Origin of the sequence: Thalassospira sp. MIT121401 (assembly GCF_047125595.1) — a bacterium.
In the GTDB taxonomy this organism is placed as follows: domain Bacteria; phylum Pseudomonadota; class Alphaproteobacteria; order Rhodospirillales; family Thalassospiraceae; genus Thalassospira; species Thalassospira povalilytica.
The window spans coordinates 661,557-676,925 of sequence record NZ_CP138926.1 but is presented as its reverse complement, the minus strand read 5'-3'; the positions used below and the strand labels follow the sequence as shown (position 1 = coordinate 676,925).

At 55.4% G+C, this 15,369-nt stretch carries 13 protein-coding genes and 2 tRNA genes; 11 read left to right on the top strand and 4 right to left on the bottom strand.

Annotated elements, in window-relative coordinates:
- Positions 1 to 39: 39 nt before the first annotated feature.
- Both SIB88_RS03140 and SIB88_RS03135 read right to left on the bottom strand, forming a co-directional pair.
- Positions 40 to 114 (bottom strand) — tRNA-Gly (locus tag SIB88_RS03140).
- A gap of 36 nt (positions 115 to 150) precedes the next feature.
- A tRNA-Gly gene (locus SIB88_RS03135) sits at positions 151 to 225 on the bottom strand.
- A 133-nt stretch (positions 226 to 358) separates the two neighbouring features.
- On the opposite strand from SIB88_RS03135, the gene SIB88_RS03130 reads away from it, so the two are divergent.
- The 5 genes from SIB88_RS03130 to SIB88_RS03110 all read left to right on the top strand — a co-directional run bounded on the left by SIB88_RS03130 (position 359) and on the right by SIB88_RS03110 (position 3,349).
- On the top strand, positions 359 to 964 hold the full coding sequence (locus SIB88_RS03130) for a prolyl-tRNA synthetase associated domain-containing protein (RefSeq protein ID WP_228194738.1): 606 nt from the start codon (positions 359 to 361) through the stop codon (positions 962 to 964).
- Positions 965 to 1,099: 135 nt separating this feature from the next.
- Positions 1,100 to 2,032, top strand: a complete 933-nt coding sequence (trxA, locus tag SIB88_RS03125; protein ID WP_412559306.1) for a thioredoxin — start codon at positions 1,100 to 1,102, stop codon at positions 2,030 to 2,032.
- On the top strand, positions 2,029 to 2,718 hold the full coding sequence (locus SIB88_RS03120; protein ID WP_101246486.1) for an LON peptidase substrate-binding domain-containing protein: 690 nt from the start codon (positions 2,029 to 2,031) through the stop codon (positions 2,716 to 2,718). The genes trxA and SIB88_RS03120 overlap by 4 nt, the downstream gene beginning before the upstream one ends.
- A gap of 49 nt (positions 2,719 to 2,767) precedes the next feature.
- On the top strand, positions 2,768 to 2,956 hold the full coding sequence (locus SIB88_RS03115) for a Trm112 family protein (protein WP_101246487.1): 189 nt from the start codon (positions 2,768 to 2,770) through the stop codon (positions 2,954 to 2,956).
- A gap of 15 nt (positions 2,957 to 2,971) precedes the next feature.
- The gene (locus SIB88_RS03110; protein WP_228194740.1) at positions 2,972 to 3,349 is read left to right on the top strand and encodes a gamma-butyrobetaine hydroxylase-like domain-containing protein; all 378 of its coding nucleotides are present in this window, start codon (positions 2,972 to 2,974) and stop codon (positions 3,347 to 3,349) included.
- Between the two features lie 141 nt (positions 3,350 to 3,490).
- Here the strand turns inward: SIB88_RS03110 and SIB88_RS03105 are convergent, their stop codons facing one another.
- Together SIB88_RS03105 and ubiH are read right to left on the bottom strand one after the other, a co-directional pair.
- On the bottom strand, positions 3,491 to 4,150 hold the full coding sequence (locus SIB88_RS03105) for an OmpW/AlkL family protein (protein WP_206926612.1): 660 nt from the start codon (positions 4,148 to 4,150) through the stop codon (positions 3,491 to 3,493).
- A gap of 144 nt (positions 4,151 to 4,294) precedes the next feature.
- On the bottom strand, positions 4,295 to 5,518 hold the full coding sequence (ubiH, locus tag SIB88_RS03100) for a 2-octaprenyl-6-methoxyphenyl hydroxylase (protein WP_101246490.1): 1,224 nt from the start codon (positions 5,516 to 5,518) through the stop codon (positions 4,295 to 4,297).
- A gap of 597 nt (positions 5,519 to 6,115) precedes the next feature.
- Between ubiH and SIB88_RS03095 the strand changes: the two genes are divergently transcribed.
- The 6 genes from SIB88_RS03095 to SIB88_RS03070 all read left to right on the top strand — a co-directional run bounded on the left by SIB88_RS03095 (position 6,116) and on the right by SIB88_RS03070 (position 15,278).
- A complete protein-coding gene (locus SIB88_RS03095; RefSeq protein WP_007088725.1) occupies positions 6,116 to 6,454 on the top strand; it encodes a P-II family nitrogen regulator in 339 nt (112 codons plus the stop codon).
- A gap of 24 nt (positions 6,455 to 6,478) precedes the next feature.
- Positions 6,479 to 7,807 (top strand): ammonium transporter, encoded by a 1,329-nt coding sequence (amt, locus tag SIB88_RS03090; protein ID WP_101246491.1) that lies wholly within the window; start codon positions 6,479 to 6,481, stop codon positions 7,805 to 7,807.
- A 334-nt stretch (positions 7,808 to 8,141) separates the two neighbouring features.
- A complete protein-coding gene (locus SIB88_RS03085) occupies positions 8,142 to 9,380 on the top strand; it encodes an ammonium transporter (RefSeq protein ID WP_228194741.1) in 1,239 nt (412 codons plus the stop codon).
- Between the two features lie 200 nt (positions 9,381 to 9,580).
- The gene (locus SIB88_RS03080; protein ID WP_288349109.1) at positions 9,581 to 10,771 is read left to right on the top strand and encodes an aminotransferase class I/II-fold pyridoxal phosphate-dependent enzyme; all 1,191 of its coding nucleotides are present in this window, start codon (positions 9,581 to 9,583) and stop codon (positions 10,769 to 10,771) included.
- A gap of 60 nt (positions 10,772 to 10,831) precedes the next feature.
- The gene (locus tag SIB88_RS03075) at positions 10,832 to 13,285 is read left to right on the top strand and encodes a DNA translocase FtsK (protein ID WP_101246494.1); all 2,454 of its coding nucleotides are present in this window, start codon (positions 10,832 to 10,834) and stop codon (positions 13,283 to 13,285) included.
- Between the two features lie 307 nt (positions 13,286 to 13,592).
- A complete protein-coding gene (locus SIB88_RS03070) occupies positions 13,593 to 15,278 on the top strand; it encodes a methyl-accepting chemotaxis protein (RefSeq protein WP_412559305.1) in 1,686 nt (561 codons plus the stop codon).
- Positions 15,279 to 15,369 lie beyond the last annotated feature (91 nt).

The following is a 15,369-nucleotide window of genomic DNA, read 5'->3' as shown; positions in this document are numbered from 1 at the left end:
AAAAGGCCGCCCCGAAGGACGGCCTTTGAACTTTCATCATGGAGCGGGCGAAGAGATTCGAACTCTCGACCCTAACCTTGGCAAGGTTATGCTCTACCCCTGAGCTACGCCCGCATCATCATGAAAGCGATGCTTGTGGAAACCGTCTGATGGAGCGGGCGAAGAGATTCGAACTCTCGACCCTAACCTTGGCAAGGTTATGCTCTACCCCTGAGCTACGCCCGCATTCATCAGTTTGTTTCCTGCCCCTGTGGAGCGGCGCGGATAATAGCCCAACAAAGAGCGATTGCAACCCTTTTTTCCACGAAATCGTAACATTGCAAATTTTGGCGGTTTTCCTTGACTTTACGAGGTCCAATTGCCGAAATCCGACCGTGCCGACGCAAATTTGCGTCCCGTTCCGAACTTGGCTATCTTCGCGCACTACATCCGCAAGGGAAAGAGCATGAGCGATCCATCAACCGTACTTTTCGATCAGCTGGCAAAATTGGGAATCGAAACGACGACTCACGAGCATGTTCCGCTTTTTACGGTCGAGGATTCGCAAAAGCTGCGCGGGGATCTGCCGGGCCTTCATTCCAAGAACCTTTTTGTCAAAGACAAGAAAGGGGCGATGTGGCTGGTCGTGGCCGAGGAAGAAACGGAAATCCGCATGAACCACCTGCACAAACGGTTGGGCTGTGCACGCCTGTCTTTTGGCAAACCGGAATTGCTGATCGAAACATTGGGGGTCAAACCGGGCTCTGTCACACCCTTTGCGTTGATCAATGACCGGGAACGACAGGTCAATCTGGCGCTGGATGCGAAGCTGGCCAGGGGCGATGTTTTGAATTTTCACCCCTTGCGAAATGACCGCACCACGACAATTTCGTCCCAAGACCTGTTGAAATTCATCGACTCCCTAGGCTACGAAGCCCTGGTCATTGATTTCGACGCAGAACCGGAACCGGCAGCCCCTAACTGAATGGCGGACACCTAAGGCAAACCCTTATAAATACTTATATTTAACTATAGTAATACACCTATTTCACATGCCTGCCTCTTGTCGTTCGGGCACTGCGGCATCATCTAGAATTTCAGAATTAGCGAGTGACCTACTATGTCGATTATTCTTGACGCGAATGCGCCTGAGACCGCCACCAATCAGAATCAGGCTTCTGACCTGATCAAGGACAGCAGTGTAGAAACGTTTGTCCAGGACGTGATCGAGCCTTCCATGGAAGTCCCCGTGGTGGTCGATTTCTGGGCACCGTGGTGCGGTCCGTGCAAAAACCTGACGCCGGTGATTGAAAAAGTCACCCGCGAAGCTGGCGGTCGCGTAAAGCTCGTCAAAATCAACATTGATGAAAACCAGGAACTGGCGATGCAGCTGCGCATCCAGTCGGTTCCGACTGTCTATGCCTTCAAGGGCGGTCGCCCGGTTGACGGTTTTCAGGGTGGTCAGCCCGAAAGCGAAGTGCGCGCCTTTTACGAGCGCCTTGCCGGTGGCCCGATCGAAAGCCCGGTCGAAGCACTTCTTGAACAGGCGGCCGCCGCCCTTGCCAATGATGACATCCAGTCGGCCTATGGCCTTTACGGTGCCGTTCTTGAGCGCGACGGCGAAGGCGAAAACGAACAGGCCACAGGTGGCGTGATCCGTTGTCTTGTCGCGATGGAAGAACTTGAAGCAGCGCGCCAGTATGTCGATGACATGCCAGAACAGCTGCGCCTGAAAGGCCCGGTCAGCGAAGCCATCAGCGCGCTTGAACTGGCCGAGACCGGCGTATCTGGGGATGACCTTGAAGAAGCCCGCGCACGGGCCGAAGCCAACCCCGATGATTTGCAGGCACAGTTTGATTACGGCATGGCGTGCTTTGCTGCCAATCAGCGCGATGCCGCCGTCGATGCCATGATCAAGATCATTCGCACCGATCGGCAATGGAACGAGGATGCAGGACGCACACAGCTCCTGAAGTTTTTTGAAGCCTGGGGCCCGATGGATCCTGCCAGTGTTGCCGGACGCCGGGCCCTATCGACGGTACTGTTTTCATGAGCATATGCGGTCCATTTGATCCGGCCTTTTCGGATCTTCCTGATGTCATGCCGGTTTTCCCGCTTAGTGGTGCGCTTTTACTGCCGCGCGGGCATTTGCCGCTGAATATATTCGAGCCACGCTACATGAATATGGTGGCCGACGCATTGGGACAGGACCGCATTTTCGGGATGATTCAACCGCGCCCCGACCAGCATAAAAACTATTTCATGGACCCGGACCATCCGGAAATCTTTTCGACCGGATGTGCCGGGCGCATTACCGCCTTCAGCGAAACCGACGATGGCCGGTTTCTGATCACGCTGACCGGCGTATGCCGCTTTAACGTGATCGAGGAATTGCCTTGTACCGATGGCGGATATCGCACGGTCCGCGGCGATTTTTCCCCGTGGAAAGACGATCTGGATATCCCGGCCGATGACACCCCGATCAATCGCGACCGGCTGCGCATCGCACTTGAGGCCTATTTTGCCCAGCATTCCCTGCGATCATGCTGGGATACACTGGCCGACAGCGACGATGAAATGCTGATTACGACCATTTCGATGGGGTGTCGGCTCAGCCCGCTTGAAAAACAGGCTTTGCTCGAATGCACAACCTTGTATGATCGGGGCGATATGCTGACCACGCTGCTTGAAATGGCGGTCCATGCCGGCCCCAAACAGGTACATGGCAGCGCCAATTGATTGTCCATGCCATTCTTTGTGATGGCACCCGAACCCAAAGGCCGAATTCATGACTGCGACCCACAGCCCGGTAGACCCGAAACTGCTTGAAATCCTTGTCTGCCCGGTAACCAAGCAGGCGCTTGAATATGATCGTGAAAACAACGAACTGATCAGCCCGAAGGCCGGTCTGGCCTATCCGATCCGTGACGGCATTCCGATCATGTTGCCCGACGAAGCCCGCCCGATCGAAGACTGATCAGATCAGGCCATCATGTCACAGGACGGCTTCACACCGGAATTCACCCCCGTCGAGATCAATTATCTGCGCGATGACCGCATTCTTGAGGTCATCTGGGATGATGGTGCGACCACGCGGCTAAGTGCCGAACTGTTACGGGTCGAAAGCCCGTCTGCCGAAGTGCAGGGCCACCACCCGTCAGAGAAAAAGATCATCCCGGGCCGTCGCCATGTCGGCATTATCGACATTTCCCCGGTCGGCAATTACGCCGTGCGCATCAGCTTTGACGATCTGCATGATAGCGGCCTTTACAGTTGGCAATATCTGCGCGAATTGCACGACAAGAAGGATACGCTGTGGGCGGATTACCTTGCCGCACTTGAAGCACGCGGCCTGTCGCGCGATCCCTGATCACCGAAACGGCCACGGCAAAGGCCGTCACTGACCCGACACATAAGAACGTTGGTCCGGCACATAAAAACGGCCCCGTCGGGCAGGACGGAGCCGTTTTGCATATGGCGACTTCCGGCAGCACCGGAAGATCAAGCCCGATCAGAAGCGATAGCCAACGCCAATACCGAACAGCCACGGATCAATATCAGCGTCTGCTTTGACCGCACCGTTATTCACGGAAACGTCGGTATTGAGGTATATTTTCTTTACATCGACGTTGAGCGACCAAGGACCGGAAATCGCATAGTCGAAACCAGCCTGGAAGGCATAGCCAAATCCATCGTCATATTTGACGGAATTGAACTGTCCCGGCTTCGAGTCATAGAAGAAGGTGTAGTTGATACCGGCACCAATATACGGGCTCCAACGGCTATCCGGCATAAAGTGATATTGCGCGGTCAAGGTCGGCGGCAGCAAACGCACACTTCCGAGATCGAGGTTACTAGAACCGGTATCCCAAGTCACATCGTGCTGGCTAGTGCCCGCAATCAGTTCAAGTGCAATGTTGTCCGTAATGAAGTACGAGAAATCAAGCTCGGGAATGACATCGTTGTCAATTTCACCTTCACCACCCAGGCTGCTGCTGGTGACGTCTTCATCAGGAACCACCCCGAGTACACGGCCACGAATCAGAAAGTCGCCGGCCTGCTTGGGTTTGAATTCTGCGGTCTGTGCATAGGCCACATTGCCGCTAAGCAGGGCCGCGGCCATCAGGCCACCCAATGCAGTCGCGCCCATCGTTTTCTTCAAGAATGACATTGTCTGTCCCCTTTTTCCGTAGTTCAGATCGAAGGGGACATTGCGCCTTTCTGATTGATGACTTGTTGACACATATCAACAGTCACTGACTAAAAACGACAGTGTTTTGAATGGTTTTAAATGAACACTGATCAGTAATGACCGTTAAAGCGACTTGCCCTGCATCAATTTCGGCAGTGTTCCGGCATAGCCCATGGCATGGGACATGAAGGTCTTTTTAAGCGGCGGGATTTTCTGAACCACTGCCAGACCGATATCGCGTGCCCAGCGTATCGGGGCAATGTCATTGGAAAACAGCCGGTTGGTCAGATCGGTCACCGCCAGCATCACCGTATTGTCGAACCGGCGCCATTGTTCATATTCGGCCAGCACATCGGCACTTCCGATATCACGGCCCAGACGGCGCGCATTGACCAGGATTTCGGCAAGAACCGCAACATCGCGGATTCCCATATTCAGGCCCTGACCGGCAATCGGATGCATGCCATGTGCCGCATCCCCGATCAGCGCAATGCGATCCTGGGTATAGTGATAGGCATGCTGAAGCCCGAGCGGATAACAGAAGCGCGGCCCGACAACTTCCAGATCACCAAGATAGCCGTCGAAACGACGATGCAATTCATCAACAAAGGTTTCTTCGTCAAGATTGACCAGATAATTGGCAAGGTCAGTCCCCTCGGTCCAGACGATCGAACAGCGGTTATCGGTCATTGGCAGGATGGCAAACGGACCGGCTGGCAGGAAATGCTCGACCGCCAGACCATTATGGGGCTGCTTGTGCTTGACCGTGCAGACCACCGCACTTTGCTTGTAGCTCCACTGATAGGTTTTGATGCCTGCCCATTTGCGCAGCATCGAATTGCGGCCTTCGGCCCCGACAGCCAGTGGTGCGCGCACGGAACGGCCATCATCAAGGGTGATGGTCATGCCGCCCTGGTCGCGGGCAATTTCAGAAACACGGGCCGGTGCAATCATTTCCACCAGATCGTTTTTGGCGATTGCACGATAAAGAGCCCCGCGGGTCACAAGGTTTTCAACAATATAACCAAGCGGCTCGTCACCAATATCGTGATGGTCGTAATGCAGGAAAAGCGGGCTTTGACCATCCGCGATCCGGATATCAAGGATCGGCTCGGCCTCGTCAGCCATATGTTTCCAGGCCCCGACCACATCAAGCACCGATTTGGACGCCGCCGCGATCGCACAGGTGCGGCCATCGTAATTTGCACTCAGGATCGTTTTGGGATCTGCGTAATCGATCACAACCGACTTCATGCCCCCGTGGGCCAAAGCAAGCGCCATCGCCGCCCCGTTCAGACCACCGCCCAGAATGACGACATCGGTATGAAGTGCCTGTTGATCATGCATCTCGAAATATCCTGTTTCAGTCGGCTCCGTCGATCCCGCTGTCTTACGACCTTTGATCACAGGACGGCGTTGACCTGACGCAATATTCATAACCGCAATTGGTTACAGCCCATATTTACCCCGCCCGGAACGCCCCCACAACCCGCCCCGGTCACTCTGACCCGGGAATTGTCATGTGATGATATTTACGGCGGTCTGCCCACGCCCGGATCACCAGCCAGATCCGTGACAGGCTCCCATTAAATAATGGCGGAATCCCGCCACCGCACAGACCACCCATCCCCGAAAAAGCGCCAATATCTGCGTAATCCGCGACCTGCCATCGCCTTGAGCTACAACAGGTTTTTGCTGTTGTATTTCTTTGATTAAAAAATATGCACATTTTTTAAACAGAAACAGATTCTGTGCATATTTTAATCCACCAATTCCATTGGAATGTTCTGGCTCAACTCAAACGATCTTTAAATTTTTCGTTACAAATCAATTGTTTAACAGTTTTATTTTGAGTCTGGCACGATTCTTGGTTTGGAAACTGCGACTGCGAAATCGTGATTACCACGTTGGTACTCAACGGATATGCCGGGAGGTCGCAATATTATGAAACTTGTTACTGCTGTCATTAAGCCGTTCAAACTCGACGAAGTCCGCGAGGCGCTCAGCGCGCTTGGCGTTCAGGGTCTGACGGTCACCGAAGTTAAAGGTTTTGGCCGTCAGAAAGGCCAGACCGAAATTTATCGTGGTGCTGAATACATGGTCAGCTTCCTGCCGAAGGTGAAGCTGGAAGTCGCCATCACGGATAATCTGGTCGATCAGGTTGTCGAAGCCATCACCAAAACTGCTCAAACCGGGAAAATCGGGGACGGTAAGATTTTCGTTCTTGATGTGAGCCAGGCGGTCCGTATCCGTACTGGTGAAACCGGCGATGACGCCCTGTAAGTCCAGAGACAAGGGGAGACATTTATGACTATTTCCATGAAGAAAACCGGCCTTGCTGCTGTTGCAGCTACCGCCCTTCTGGCAATCGCTTCTCCGGCCTTTGCTCAGGACGCGGGCGTTTCGGCTGAGACCCAATACATTCTCAACACCTTCAGCTTCCTGTTCAGCGGCGCGCTGGTAATGTGGATGGCTGCTGGTTTTGCAATGCTGGAATCCGGCCTCGTTCGCACCAAGAACGTTTCGACCATTCTGTTCAAGAACATCGCGCTGTTTGCTGTTGCAGGTATCATGTATTACCTCATCGGCTACAACCTGATGTATATGGATGTTTCGGGCTGGATCGGCTCGCTCAGCCTCTGGAGCGCTGATGATGCAGCGGCTCTGGGTGGTGACTTCTCTGGCGGTTATTCTGCAACCTCTGACTGGTTCTTCCAGATGGTGTTCGTTGCAACCGCAGCTTCGATCGTTTCCGGTACTGTTGCCGAGCGCATCAAACTGTGGCCGTTCATGATCTTTGTCGTTGTTCTGACCGGCGTTCTGTACCCGATTACCGGTGCATGGACCTGGGGTGGCGGCTGGCTCTCGGAAATGGGCTTTGCTGACTTTGCCGGTTCGACCATCGTTCACTCGGTCGGCGGCTGGGCTGCTCTGACCGGTGCGATCATCCTTGGCGCACGTAAAGGCAAATATGGCGAAGACGGTTCGGTTCATCCGATGCCGGGTTCGAACCTTCCGCTTGCAACGCTCGGTACTTTCGTTCTGTGGCTCGGCTGGTTCGGCTTCAACGGTGGTTCCCAGCTTGCCATGGGTTCGGCTGCTGACGTTATCGCGATTGCCAACATCTATGGCAACACCTCGATGGCTGCTGCCGGTGGTGTGGTTGCTGCGGCGATCCTGACCCAGATCCTTTACAAAAAGGTCGACCTGACCATGGCACTTAACGGTGCGCTGGCTGGTCTGGTATCGATCACGGCTGGTCCGGACACCCCGACCATCGGTTCTGCCATCATCATTGGCGCAATCGGCGGCATTCTGGTTGTCATCGCGGTTCCGCTGCTCGACAAACTGAAAATCGACGATGTTGTCGGTGCGGTTTCGGTTCACCTTGTTTGCGGTATCTGGGGCACGCTTGCTGTTCCGTTCACCAATGACGGTGCATCGTTCGGTGTTCAGCTGACCGGTATCGTTGCAATGGGTGCCTTCACCATCGTTGCTTCGGCGATCGTCTGGCTCATCCTGAAGTTCACCATCGGTATCCGCCTGTCTGAAGAAGACGAGGCAATGGGTTCGGATGCTGCTGAACTTGGTCTGGAAGCATACCCGGAATTCGGTAAGGGTTCCCAGCGCTTCTAAGCAAACAGATTTCCTGACGGGTATCGGGTTCGCCCGATACCCTGCCTGTCAGACCAACTGGCCCGCCCGGGATGCATCCCAGGCGGGCTTTTTGTATGCAGTGCTGCCTTTTTGGGCAGCGATTTGGTCACTGCGAAGGCAAAACCCGTTTTTCACAGCAGTCGCACATCCCCCACCCCGAGCGACGATTTCGACGCCAGACCGTTGATGCTGCTGGCCTGATGGCGGTTCGAACCATTTCTGGCACGAAAATTGATCTTGGCAGCTCCGAACCAGAGTCCGGCTGCCCCGAAAAGACCGGACCGAGAGGAAACGCTATAAAGGGGGATGCCTTATGGAGGCCTTCCAGACTGCCTCGGACGTGTTTTTCGTCCTGATGGGCGCCATTATGGTGCTTGCGATGCATGCCGGTTTTGCCTTTCTTGAAGTCGGCACCGTGCGAAAAAAGAACCAGGTCAATGCTCTGGTTAAGATCATTGTCGATTTTGCCGTTTCGACAATCGCCTATTTCTTTGTCGGATACAGCATCGCCTATGGTGTTGATTTCCTTACAAGTGCTGCTGTATTGAGCGGCCATGCAGGCAGCGACGGCGTGCCTGTTTTTGCCTCAAGCGGTTATGATCTTGTCAAATTCTTCTTCCTGCTGACATTCGCCGCGGCAATCCCGGCCATCATTTCAGGTGGCATCGCGGAACGCGCGCGTTTCTATCCGCAGCTTCTTGCGACGGCCATTCTGGTCGGTGTGTGCTATCCGCTGTTTGAAGGCATGGTCTGGAACAACAATTTCGGTTTCCAGGACATGATCGAAGCCACATTTGGCGCGCCGTTCCATGATTTTGCAGGATCAATCGTCGTGCATGCGGTCGGGGGCTGGATCGCACTTGGGGCTGTCATCAGCCTTGGCGTTCGGCGCGGCCGTTACAGCAAAACCGGCGGATTGATCGGTATTCCGCCGTCCAATATTCCGTTCCTGGCACTGGGATCGTGGGTTCTGTGCGTGGGCTGGTTCGGCTTTAACGTCATGTCCGCACAATCGGTTTCGGGTATTACCGGCCTTGTTGCCGTGAATTCGCTGATGGCGATGGTTGGCGGCATTCTGACCGCGCTGATTGCCGGGCGCAACGATCCGGGCTTTGTCCATAACGGTGCCCTTGCCGGGCTTGTCGCGGTTTGCGCCGGGTCAGATGTCATGCATCCGATCGGGGCATTGGTGACCGGCGGGCTTGCCGGGGTTCTGTTTGTCTGGGGCTTTAACCAGTGTCAGGCCAAATGGAAAATCGATGATGTTCTGGGTGTCTGGCCGTTGCATGGCATGTGTGGCCTGCTGGGGGGCATTGCATGCGGTATCTTTGGTCTTGAGGCCCTTGGCGGCATGGGCGGCGTGTCGCTTGGTGCGCAGCTTGCCGGATCGTTGATCGGGGTTGCCTTTGCCACGATTGCCGGCTTTGTCGTGTATGGCGCGATCAAGAAAACCGTCGGGTTCCGTCTTTCCGAAGAAGACGAATTTGATGGTGCGGATATTTCGATTCATAAAATCGGCGCCTATCCCGAGGATGACCTGCGGGCAAGCTAAGACCGCCTCGACATCCCGAGAAGATTTTTCGAAGCCCGGAAAGCCAGCCTTTCCGGGCTTTTTGCACCTTTGTCGCCGGTCTCTTAAATCTTTCTTTGCACTTTTGGCATAGGGGTAAAGTCAGGGGAATTTACCCATATTCTGCATAACGGCCGCGTTCAGTGTGACGGGGCACAGATCAAGCTGGATTGACGACGACCATGTTTAACGAACGCCTGGATCAATTGCCTGCCTATCCGTTTCCGCGACTGGCGGCCCTGCTTGACGGGATCGAACCCGGGCAATCCCCGCTGGTGATGTCGATTGGCGAACCGCAACATGAACCCCCGGCGATGATCACCGAGGCGATGGTCAAACACGCATCGCTTTGGCACAAATATCCGCCCGGTTCCGGCACACCCGAATTGCGCGACGCCATCAAAAACTGGCTTGATCGCCGCTATAACCTGCCGACCGGCATGATCCATCGCGATGACCATGTCTTGCCCGTCGCTGGCACGCGTGAAGCCCTTTATCTGATTGCCACCACCGTCATTCCGCAAGATCAGCCGGGCCAAAAGCCCAAGGTGCTGCTGCCCAACCCGTTTTATCAGGTCTATTGCGGCGCAGCGGTTCTGAATGACGCGGAAATGGTGCCGCTGGCAGCCGGTCCTGAGACCGGTTTTCTGCCTGATCTTGATCTGATTGATGAGGCGACACTTGATGCCTGTCGGCTGTTTTTCCTGTGTTCGCCTGCCAATCCGCAAGGCGCGATCGCATCGGACGACTATATCGAACGCATGATCAATCTGGCGCGCAAGCATGATTTCGTTCTGGCGATGGATGAATGCTACGCCGATATCTATGACCGCGAAGCCCCGGTCGGGGCCCTTGAAATCTGTGCGAAACAGGGCGGAAACATGGACAATGTCCTTGTGTTCCACAGCCTGTCGAAACGATCCAGCGCACCGGGCCTGCGATCCGGTTTTGTCGCCGGGGATGCCAAAATCGTCAAACGCTTTACCGCCTTGCGCAGCTATTGCTCGGCGACCATTCCGATGCCGATCATGGCCGCATCGGTGGATTTGTGGAATGACGATGCCCATGCCGAGGCAAACCGGGATCTGTATCGCGCCAAGATCGATGTCGCGGCCGAAGTTTTCGGCAACCGGTTTGGCTTTTACCGCCCGCCCGGGGGATTTTTCCTGTGGCTTGATGTCGGCGATGACGAAGCAGCGACCAAAAAGATCTGGAAGGAAGCCGGGGTAAAGGTCATCCCGGGCAGTTACCTTTCGATAACCGACAAGAATGGCCACAATCCGGGCAAACAGTTTATCCGCATTGCCCTTGTCCATGATCTTGCAACCACACGCGACGGGCTGACGCGGATTGCCGGGGCGCTTGAAAGCTAAGCCTTTCGCGCCCTTGCCATCATTCACCCCAAACAGGACTTAACCAGAACGGATACCCAGATGAGCAGTCAGTCGAACACTCTTGGAACCGCGTTTATGCCCGGCAGTCTCGTGACTTTGCTGAAGCGTAGCGGTTTGCGGATTTGCGGCCTTGGTCTGGTTTTCATTGCCATTGCCCTGTTCATCATGCTGATCGGGTTCCATCCGGGCGATCCGTCCTTTAACCACGCCACAGACCGCGGACCGATTTTCAACCCGCTGGGAATTGTCGGGGCCTATGGTGCGGATCTGATGCTCCGCACGCTTGGTCTTGCATCGGCCCTTCTGACGGTTCTGATGCTGGGCTGGGGGTTGCGCCTGATTGCCGTCAAACCGTTCAGCTGGATGTGGGTGCGGTTTCTGGTTCTGCCGCTTGCACTGTTGCTGGTTGCCATTTCAGCTGCTGCGATCCAGCCAGGCATGCATTGGCCCCTGACCGTGGGCCTTGGCGGATTTGCCGGGGATCTGTTGCTGGCAAAGCTTCAATCCGGATTTGCCATGATCGGCGTTCCCGGGGCACGCGCGCTGATTGCGCTGACATCGATGATCCTTGGTTTTGTTCTGACGATCTATTGCATGGCCTATTCCCTGTCGGACTGGGAACGTCTGGGCGGGGTTCTGTCCTATGCCGCGGGCAAGGTGATTGCCGGCATTCGCGCCGTCATCCCGCATGGCAGCAACGACGAGCCGATTTCCAAACGCGCCCCCGGCTCACGTCAGGAACCGTCACTTGATAAATCGAAATCCAAGCTGGGTTCGGCCATTTCGACCCGCAAGTCGGAACCGAAACTGGCCCCCGATGACAGTGATGACGACGATTTTGATGATGACAGCGTCGATAACGAACCACCGGTCCATATCGTCGCCGCACCGGCTGCCAAGCTGCAACCAAGCCAGAAGGCCGCCGCCCAGCGTCAGGCATCCTTTGATCTGGGATCGGATGAATATCGCTTCCCGCCGCTTGATCTACTGCACGAGCCCGACCCGGCCGATGCCGCCCAGATTGATCAGGAAGCCCTGGCACAGAATGCCCGTCTGCTTGAAACCGTTCTTCAGGACTTTGGCGTAAAGGGTGAAATCGTTCAGGTCCGCCCGGGTCCGGTTGTGACCCTTTATGAACTCGAACCGGCCGCAGGTGTGAAATCATCGCGCGTGATCGGCCTTGCCGATGATATTGCGCGGTCCATGAGTGCGATTGCCGCCCGTGTTGCCGTGGTGCCGGGCCGCAACGTAATTGGTATCGAATTGCCAAATGCGCGTCGCGAAACCGTGCATCTGCATGAAATTCTGGCATCGAGCGACTTTGACAAGAATACCGGCAAGCTCAATATGAGCCTGGGCAAGGATATCGGCGGCACCCCGGTGATTGCCGACCTTGCGAAAATGCCGCACTTGCTGATTGCCGGTACGACCGGTTCGGGTAAATCGGTCGGGGTGAACGCAATGATCCTGTCATTGCTTTATCGCCTGAAGCCCGAAGAATGCCGCTTTATCATGATTGACCCGAAAATGCTGGAACTGTCGATCTATGACGGCATCCCGCATCTTCTGACCCCGGTTGTCACCGACCCGCACAAGGCGGTCGTCGCCCTTAAATGGGCGGTGCGCGAAATGGAAGACCGTTATCGCGCCATGAGCCAGGTGGGCGTGCGTAACATTGCCGGATACAACAAACGCATCAAGGAAGCCGCGGCCAAGGGCGAGCAACTGACCCGCCGGGTTCAGACCGGCTTTGACCCGGAAACCGGCAAGCCGATCTTTGAAGATCAGGAACTGCCGATGGAACCGCTGCCCTTCATCGTCATCATCGTTGACGAAATGGCCGATCTGATGCTGGTCGCAGGCAAGGATGTCGAAGCATCAATCCAGCGTCTGGCACAGATGGCCCGTGCGGCGGGTCTGCACCTGATCATGGCGACACAGCGCCCGTCGGTGGACGTGATCACCGGGACGATCAAAGCGAACTTCCCGACCCGTATTTCCTATTCCGTGACCTCGAAAATTGACTCGCGCACCATCCTTGGTGAAATGGGCGCCGAACAGCTTCTGGGGCAAGGCGACATGCTTTACATGGGTCAGGGCGGCCGTTTGCAGCGTGTTCATGGCCCGTTTGTATCGGATGAAGAAGTCGAAAGCATCGTCAAGCATCTGCGCGATCAGGGCGATCCGGCCTATCTTGAAACCGTTACCGAAGAACCCGAAGAAGATCCGATGGCCGCCTATATGGGTGGCGGCAATGCCGGTGCCGGCGGGAACGGTTCGGATGATGATCTTTATAATCAGGCGGTCGGCATTGTCCTTCGCGAGAAGAAGGCATCTACCAGCTTCATCCAGCGCAAACTGTCGATCGGTTATAACCGTGCTGCCCGCATCATCGAACAGATGGAAGAAAACGGCGTGGTGTCTGCTGCCAACCATGTCGGCAAGCGCGAAGTGCTGATGGAAAACATGGATGGCAGCCCGTACGAATACTGATCATCAAGACGGGCCAGCACAACCGGGTGCTGTGGCCCCAAATACTCAAAAAAGGCGGACCTGATCGGGTCCGCCTTTTTTCATGTCCGGCCCGCGACATTCCGCCACGGATAATGGCAATCACCACGCGATTGGCCCGTTTGAACGGGAAGATGTGATTTATCATGAACTTGGCAAATATAATTTGAATTGTTTGCCATAGATCAGAGCACCCGGCGCGCGAATGCGCGAAACAGTGCACAACTGTTCACTGTCTTTCAGGGCATTTCACCTGAAATGCGCCACACCGCTATCAAATGGGTGCTATATGAAGCTTTCTGACTATTCGTTCGCGTGGAAGTTGCGCGGCGTCAATATTGTGGTGGCGATTGCGCTGGCTGCGATGGCCGCGATCAATCTTTTGTCCTTGTACAACACCATGCTCAATGACCGCGAGGTCACCCTGCGATATGTGGTCGATCAGTCGGCAAGCATCATTGACGAATTTGCCAAGCGCGCCAGATCGGGCCTTCTTTCAGAAGAAGACGCGAAAAAGCAGGCACTTGAACTGGTTGCGGCACAGCGTTTTGACAATCACAACTATGTCTTTGTCACCGATCATGACGGCACCATGGTCATGCACCCGATGTCCCCTGCCCTGAATGGCAAAAGTGCCGCATCGGTCAAGGACCCGACCGGTGCAACCCCGATTGCCGATCTTGCCACGGCGGCACGCAATCCCGATGGCGGCTATGTCAGCTATGTCTGGCCCCATCCGGGCAGCAAGGAAAACGAACCCAAGCTGGCCTTTGCCAAACGCACACAGAATTGGGGTCTTGTGGTTGCAGCCGGTGTCTATACCGATGATGTCGAGGCAACCTTCTGGTCACGGGCCCAGGTCGATATCTTTACCCTGATTGCCATGATGGTGGTTATTGGCGGACTTGGTCTTGCCGTTGAACGCAGCACGACCGGACCGATGCGCAGCATCACCAATGCGCTTTCGCGTCTGGCAAATGGTGACAAGTCGGTTGAAAACAATGCCATCGACCGCAAGGACGAAATCGGTGATCTGGCCCGGGCACTTGAGGTTTTCCGCGCCAACCGCGAAGAAGCCGATCGCCTGCATCAGCAGCAGGAAGCCGCCAATGCCGCCGAACTTGCCCGTGCCAAAAACGTCAATGACCGCATTGCCCGGTTCGAACAGGAAGTCGAAAGCAACCTGACGACAGTCAATGCCGCCCTTGCGCAATTGCGCAGCACGGCGACCAGCATGGCCACGCAATCGGATCAAACCACCGTCCAGGCGGCCAATGTCGCCGCGGCAACCGAACAGGCCGCCACCAATGTCGACACGGTCGCATCGGCAGCCCAGCAACTTGCAAGCGCGATTGATGAAATCACCCTTCAGGTTGCGCGCAGTTCCGATATCGCACAATCGGGCGCAAACGAGGCCGACGATGCCAGCACGATCTTTGCCGAACTGGCAAATGCTTCGGACAGGATCGGCGAGGTTGTCGAACTGATCCAGTCCATCGCCGAACAGACCAACCTTCTTGCGCTTAATGCTACCATCGAAGCCGCACGGGCTGGCGAAGCCGGCAAAGGGTTTGCCGTGGTTGCCGCCGAGGTCAAAAACCTTGCCAACCAGACCACCCGTGCAACCGAAGACATTGCCGGACATATCAGCGGCATTCAGGACAGTACCCAGGGGGCACTGGGCGCAATCGAACATCTTTCGGCACGGATGAAGGAATTGAACGAAGTCGCTGGCGGCATTGCTGCTGCGGTCAGTGAACAGGATGCCGCAACCGGCGAAATTGCCCGAAACGTTTCCGAAGCCGCATCCGGCACCAAGGAAGTCGCCCGCAATGTCGTTGGCCTGCGCAAATCGGCCGAGGAAGAACGTCATTCATCCACCGATGTTCTTGATGCATCCAACAGCCTCGGCGACAAGTCGCAGGCGCTTCTTGGTCAGATCAAGCAATTCCTGGTCGATATCCGGGCGGCCTGACGCAACAGCCACCGATTATCAAACCGGTACAAACCCGAAGGCAGGTCCATGTGACCTGCCTTTTTTGTTGCTGGTTTGCGTTATAGTTTAT

Bases quoted from the DNA above. Each gene is read 5' to 3' on its own strand.
- SIB88_RS03075 (WP_101246494.1), top strand. From the start codon at position 10,832: ATGAGCAGTCAGTCGAACACTCTTGGAACCGCGTTTATGCCCGGCAGT.
- SIB88_RS03120 (WP_101246486.1), top strand. From the start codon at position 2,029: ATGAGCATATGCGGTCCATTTGATCCGGCCTTTTCGGATCTTCCTGAT.
- SIB88_RS03070 (WP_412559305.1), top strand. From the start codon at position 13,593: ATGAAGCTTTCTGACTATTCGTTCGCGTGGAAGTTGCGCGGCGTCAAT.
- amt (WP_101246491.1), top strand. From the start codon at position 6,479: ATGACTATTTCCATGAAGAAAACCGGCCTTGCTGCTGTTGCAGCTACC.
- SIB88_RS03110 (WP_228194740.1), top strand. From the start codon at position 2,972: ATGTCACAGGACGGCTTCACACCGGAATTCACCCCCGTCGAGATCAAT.
- SIB88_RS03115 (WP_101246487.1), top strand. From the start codon at position 2,768: ATGACTGCGACCCACAGCCCGGTAGACCCGAAACTGCTTGAAATCCTT.
- SIB88_RS03080 (WP_288349109.1), top strand. From the start codon at position 9,581: ATGTTTAACGAACGCCTGGATCAATTGCCTGCCTATCCGTTTCCGCGA.
- ubiH (WP_101246490.1), bottom strand. From the start codon at position 5,518: ATGCATGATCAACAGGCACTTCATACCGATGTCGTCATTCTGGGCGGT.
- SIB88_RS03085 (WP_228194741.1), top strand. From the start codon at position 8,142: ATGGAGGCCTTCCAGACTGCCTCGGACGTGTTTTTCGTCCTGATGGGC.
- SIB88_RS03095 (WP_007088725.1), top strand. From the start codon at position 6,116: ATGAAACTTGTTACTGCTGTCATTAAGCCGTTCAAACTCGACGAAGTC.
- trxA (WP_412559306.1), top strand. From the start codon at position 1,100: ATGTCGATTATTCTTGACGCGAATGCGCCTGAGACCGCCACCAATCAG.
- SIB88_RS03105 (WP_206926612.1), bottom strand. From the start codon at position 4,150: ATGTCATTCTTGAAGAAAACGATGGGCGCGACTGCATTGGGTGGCCTG.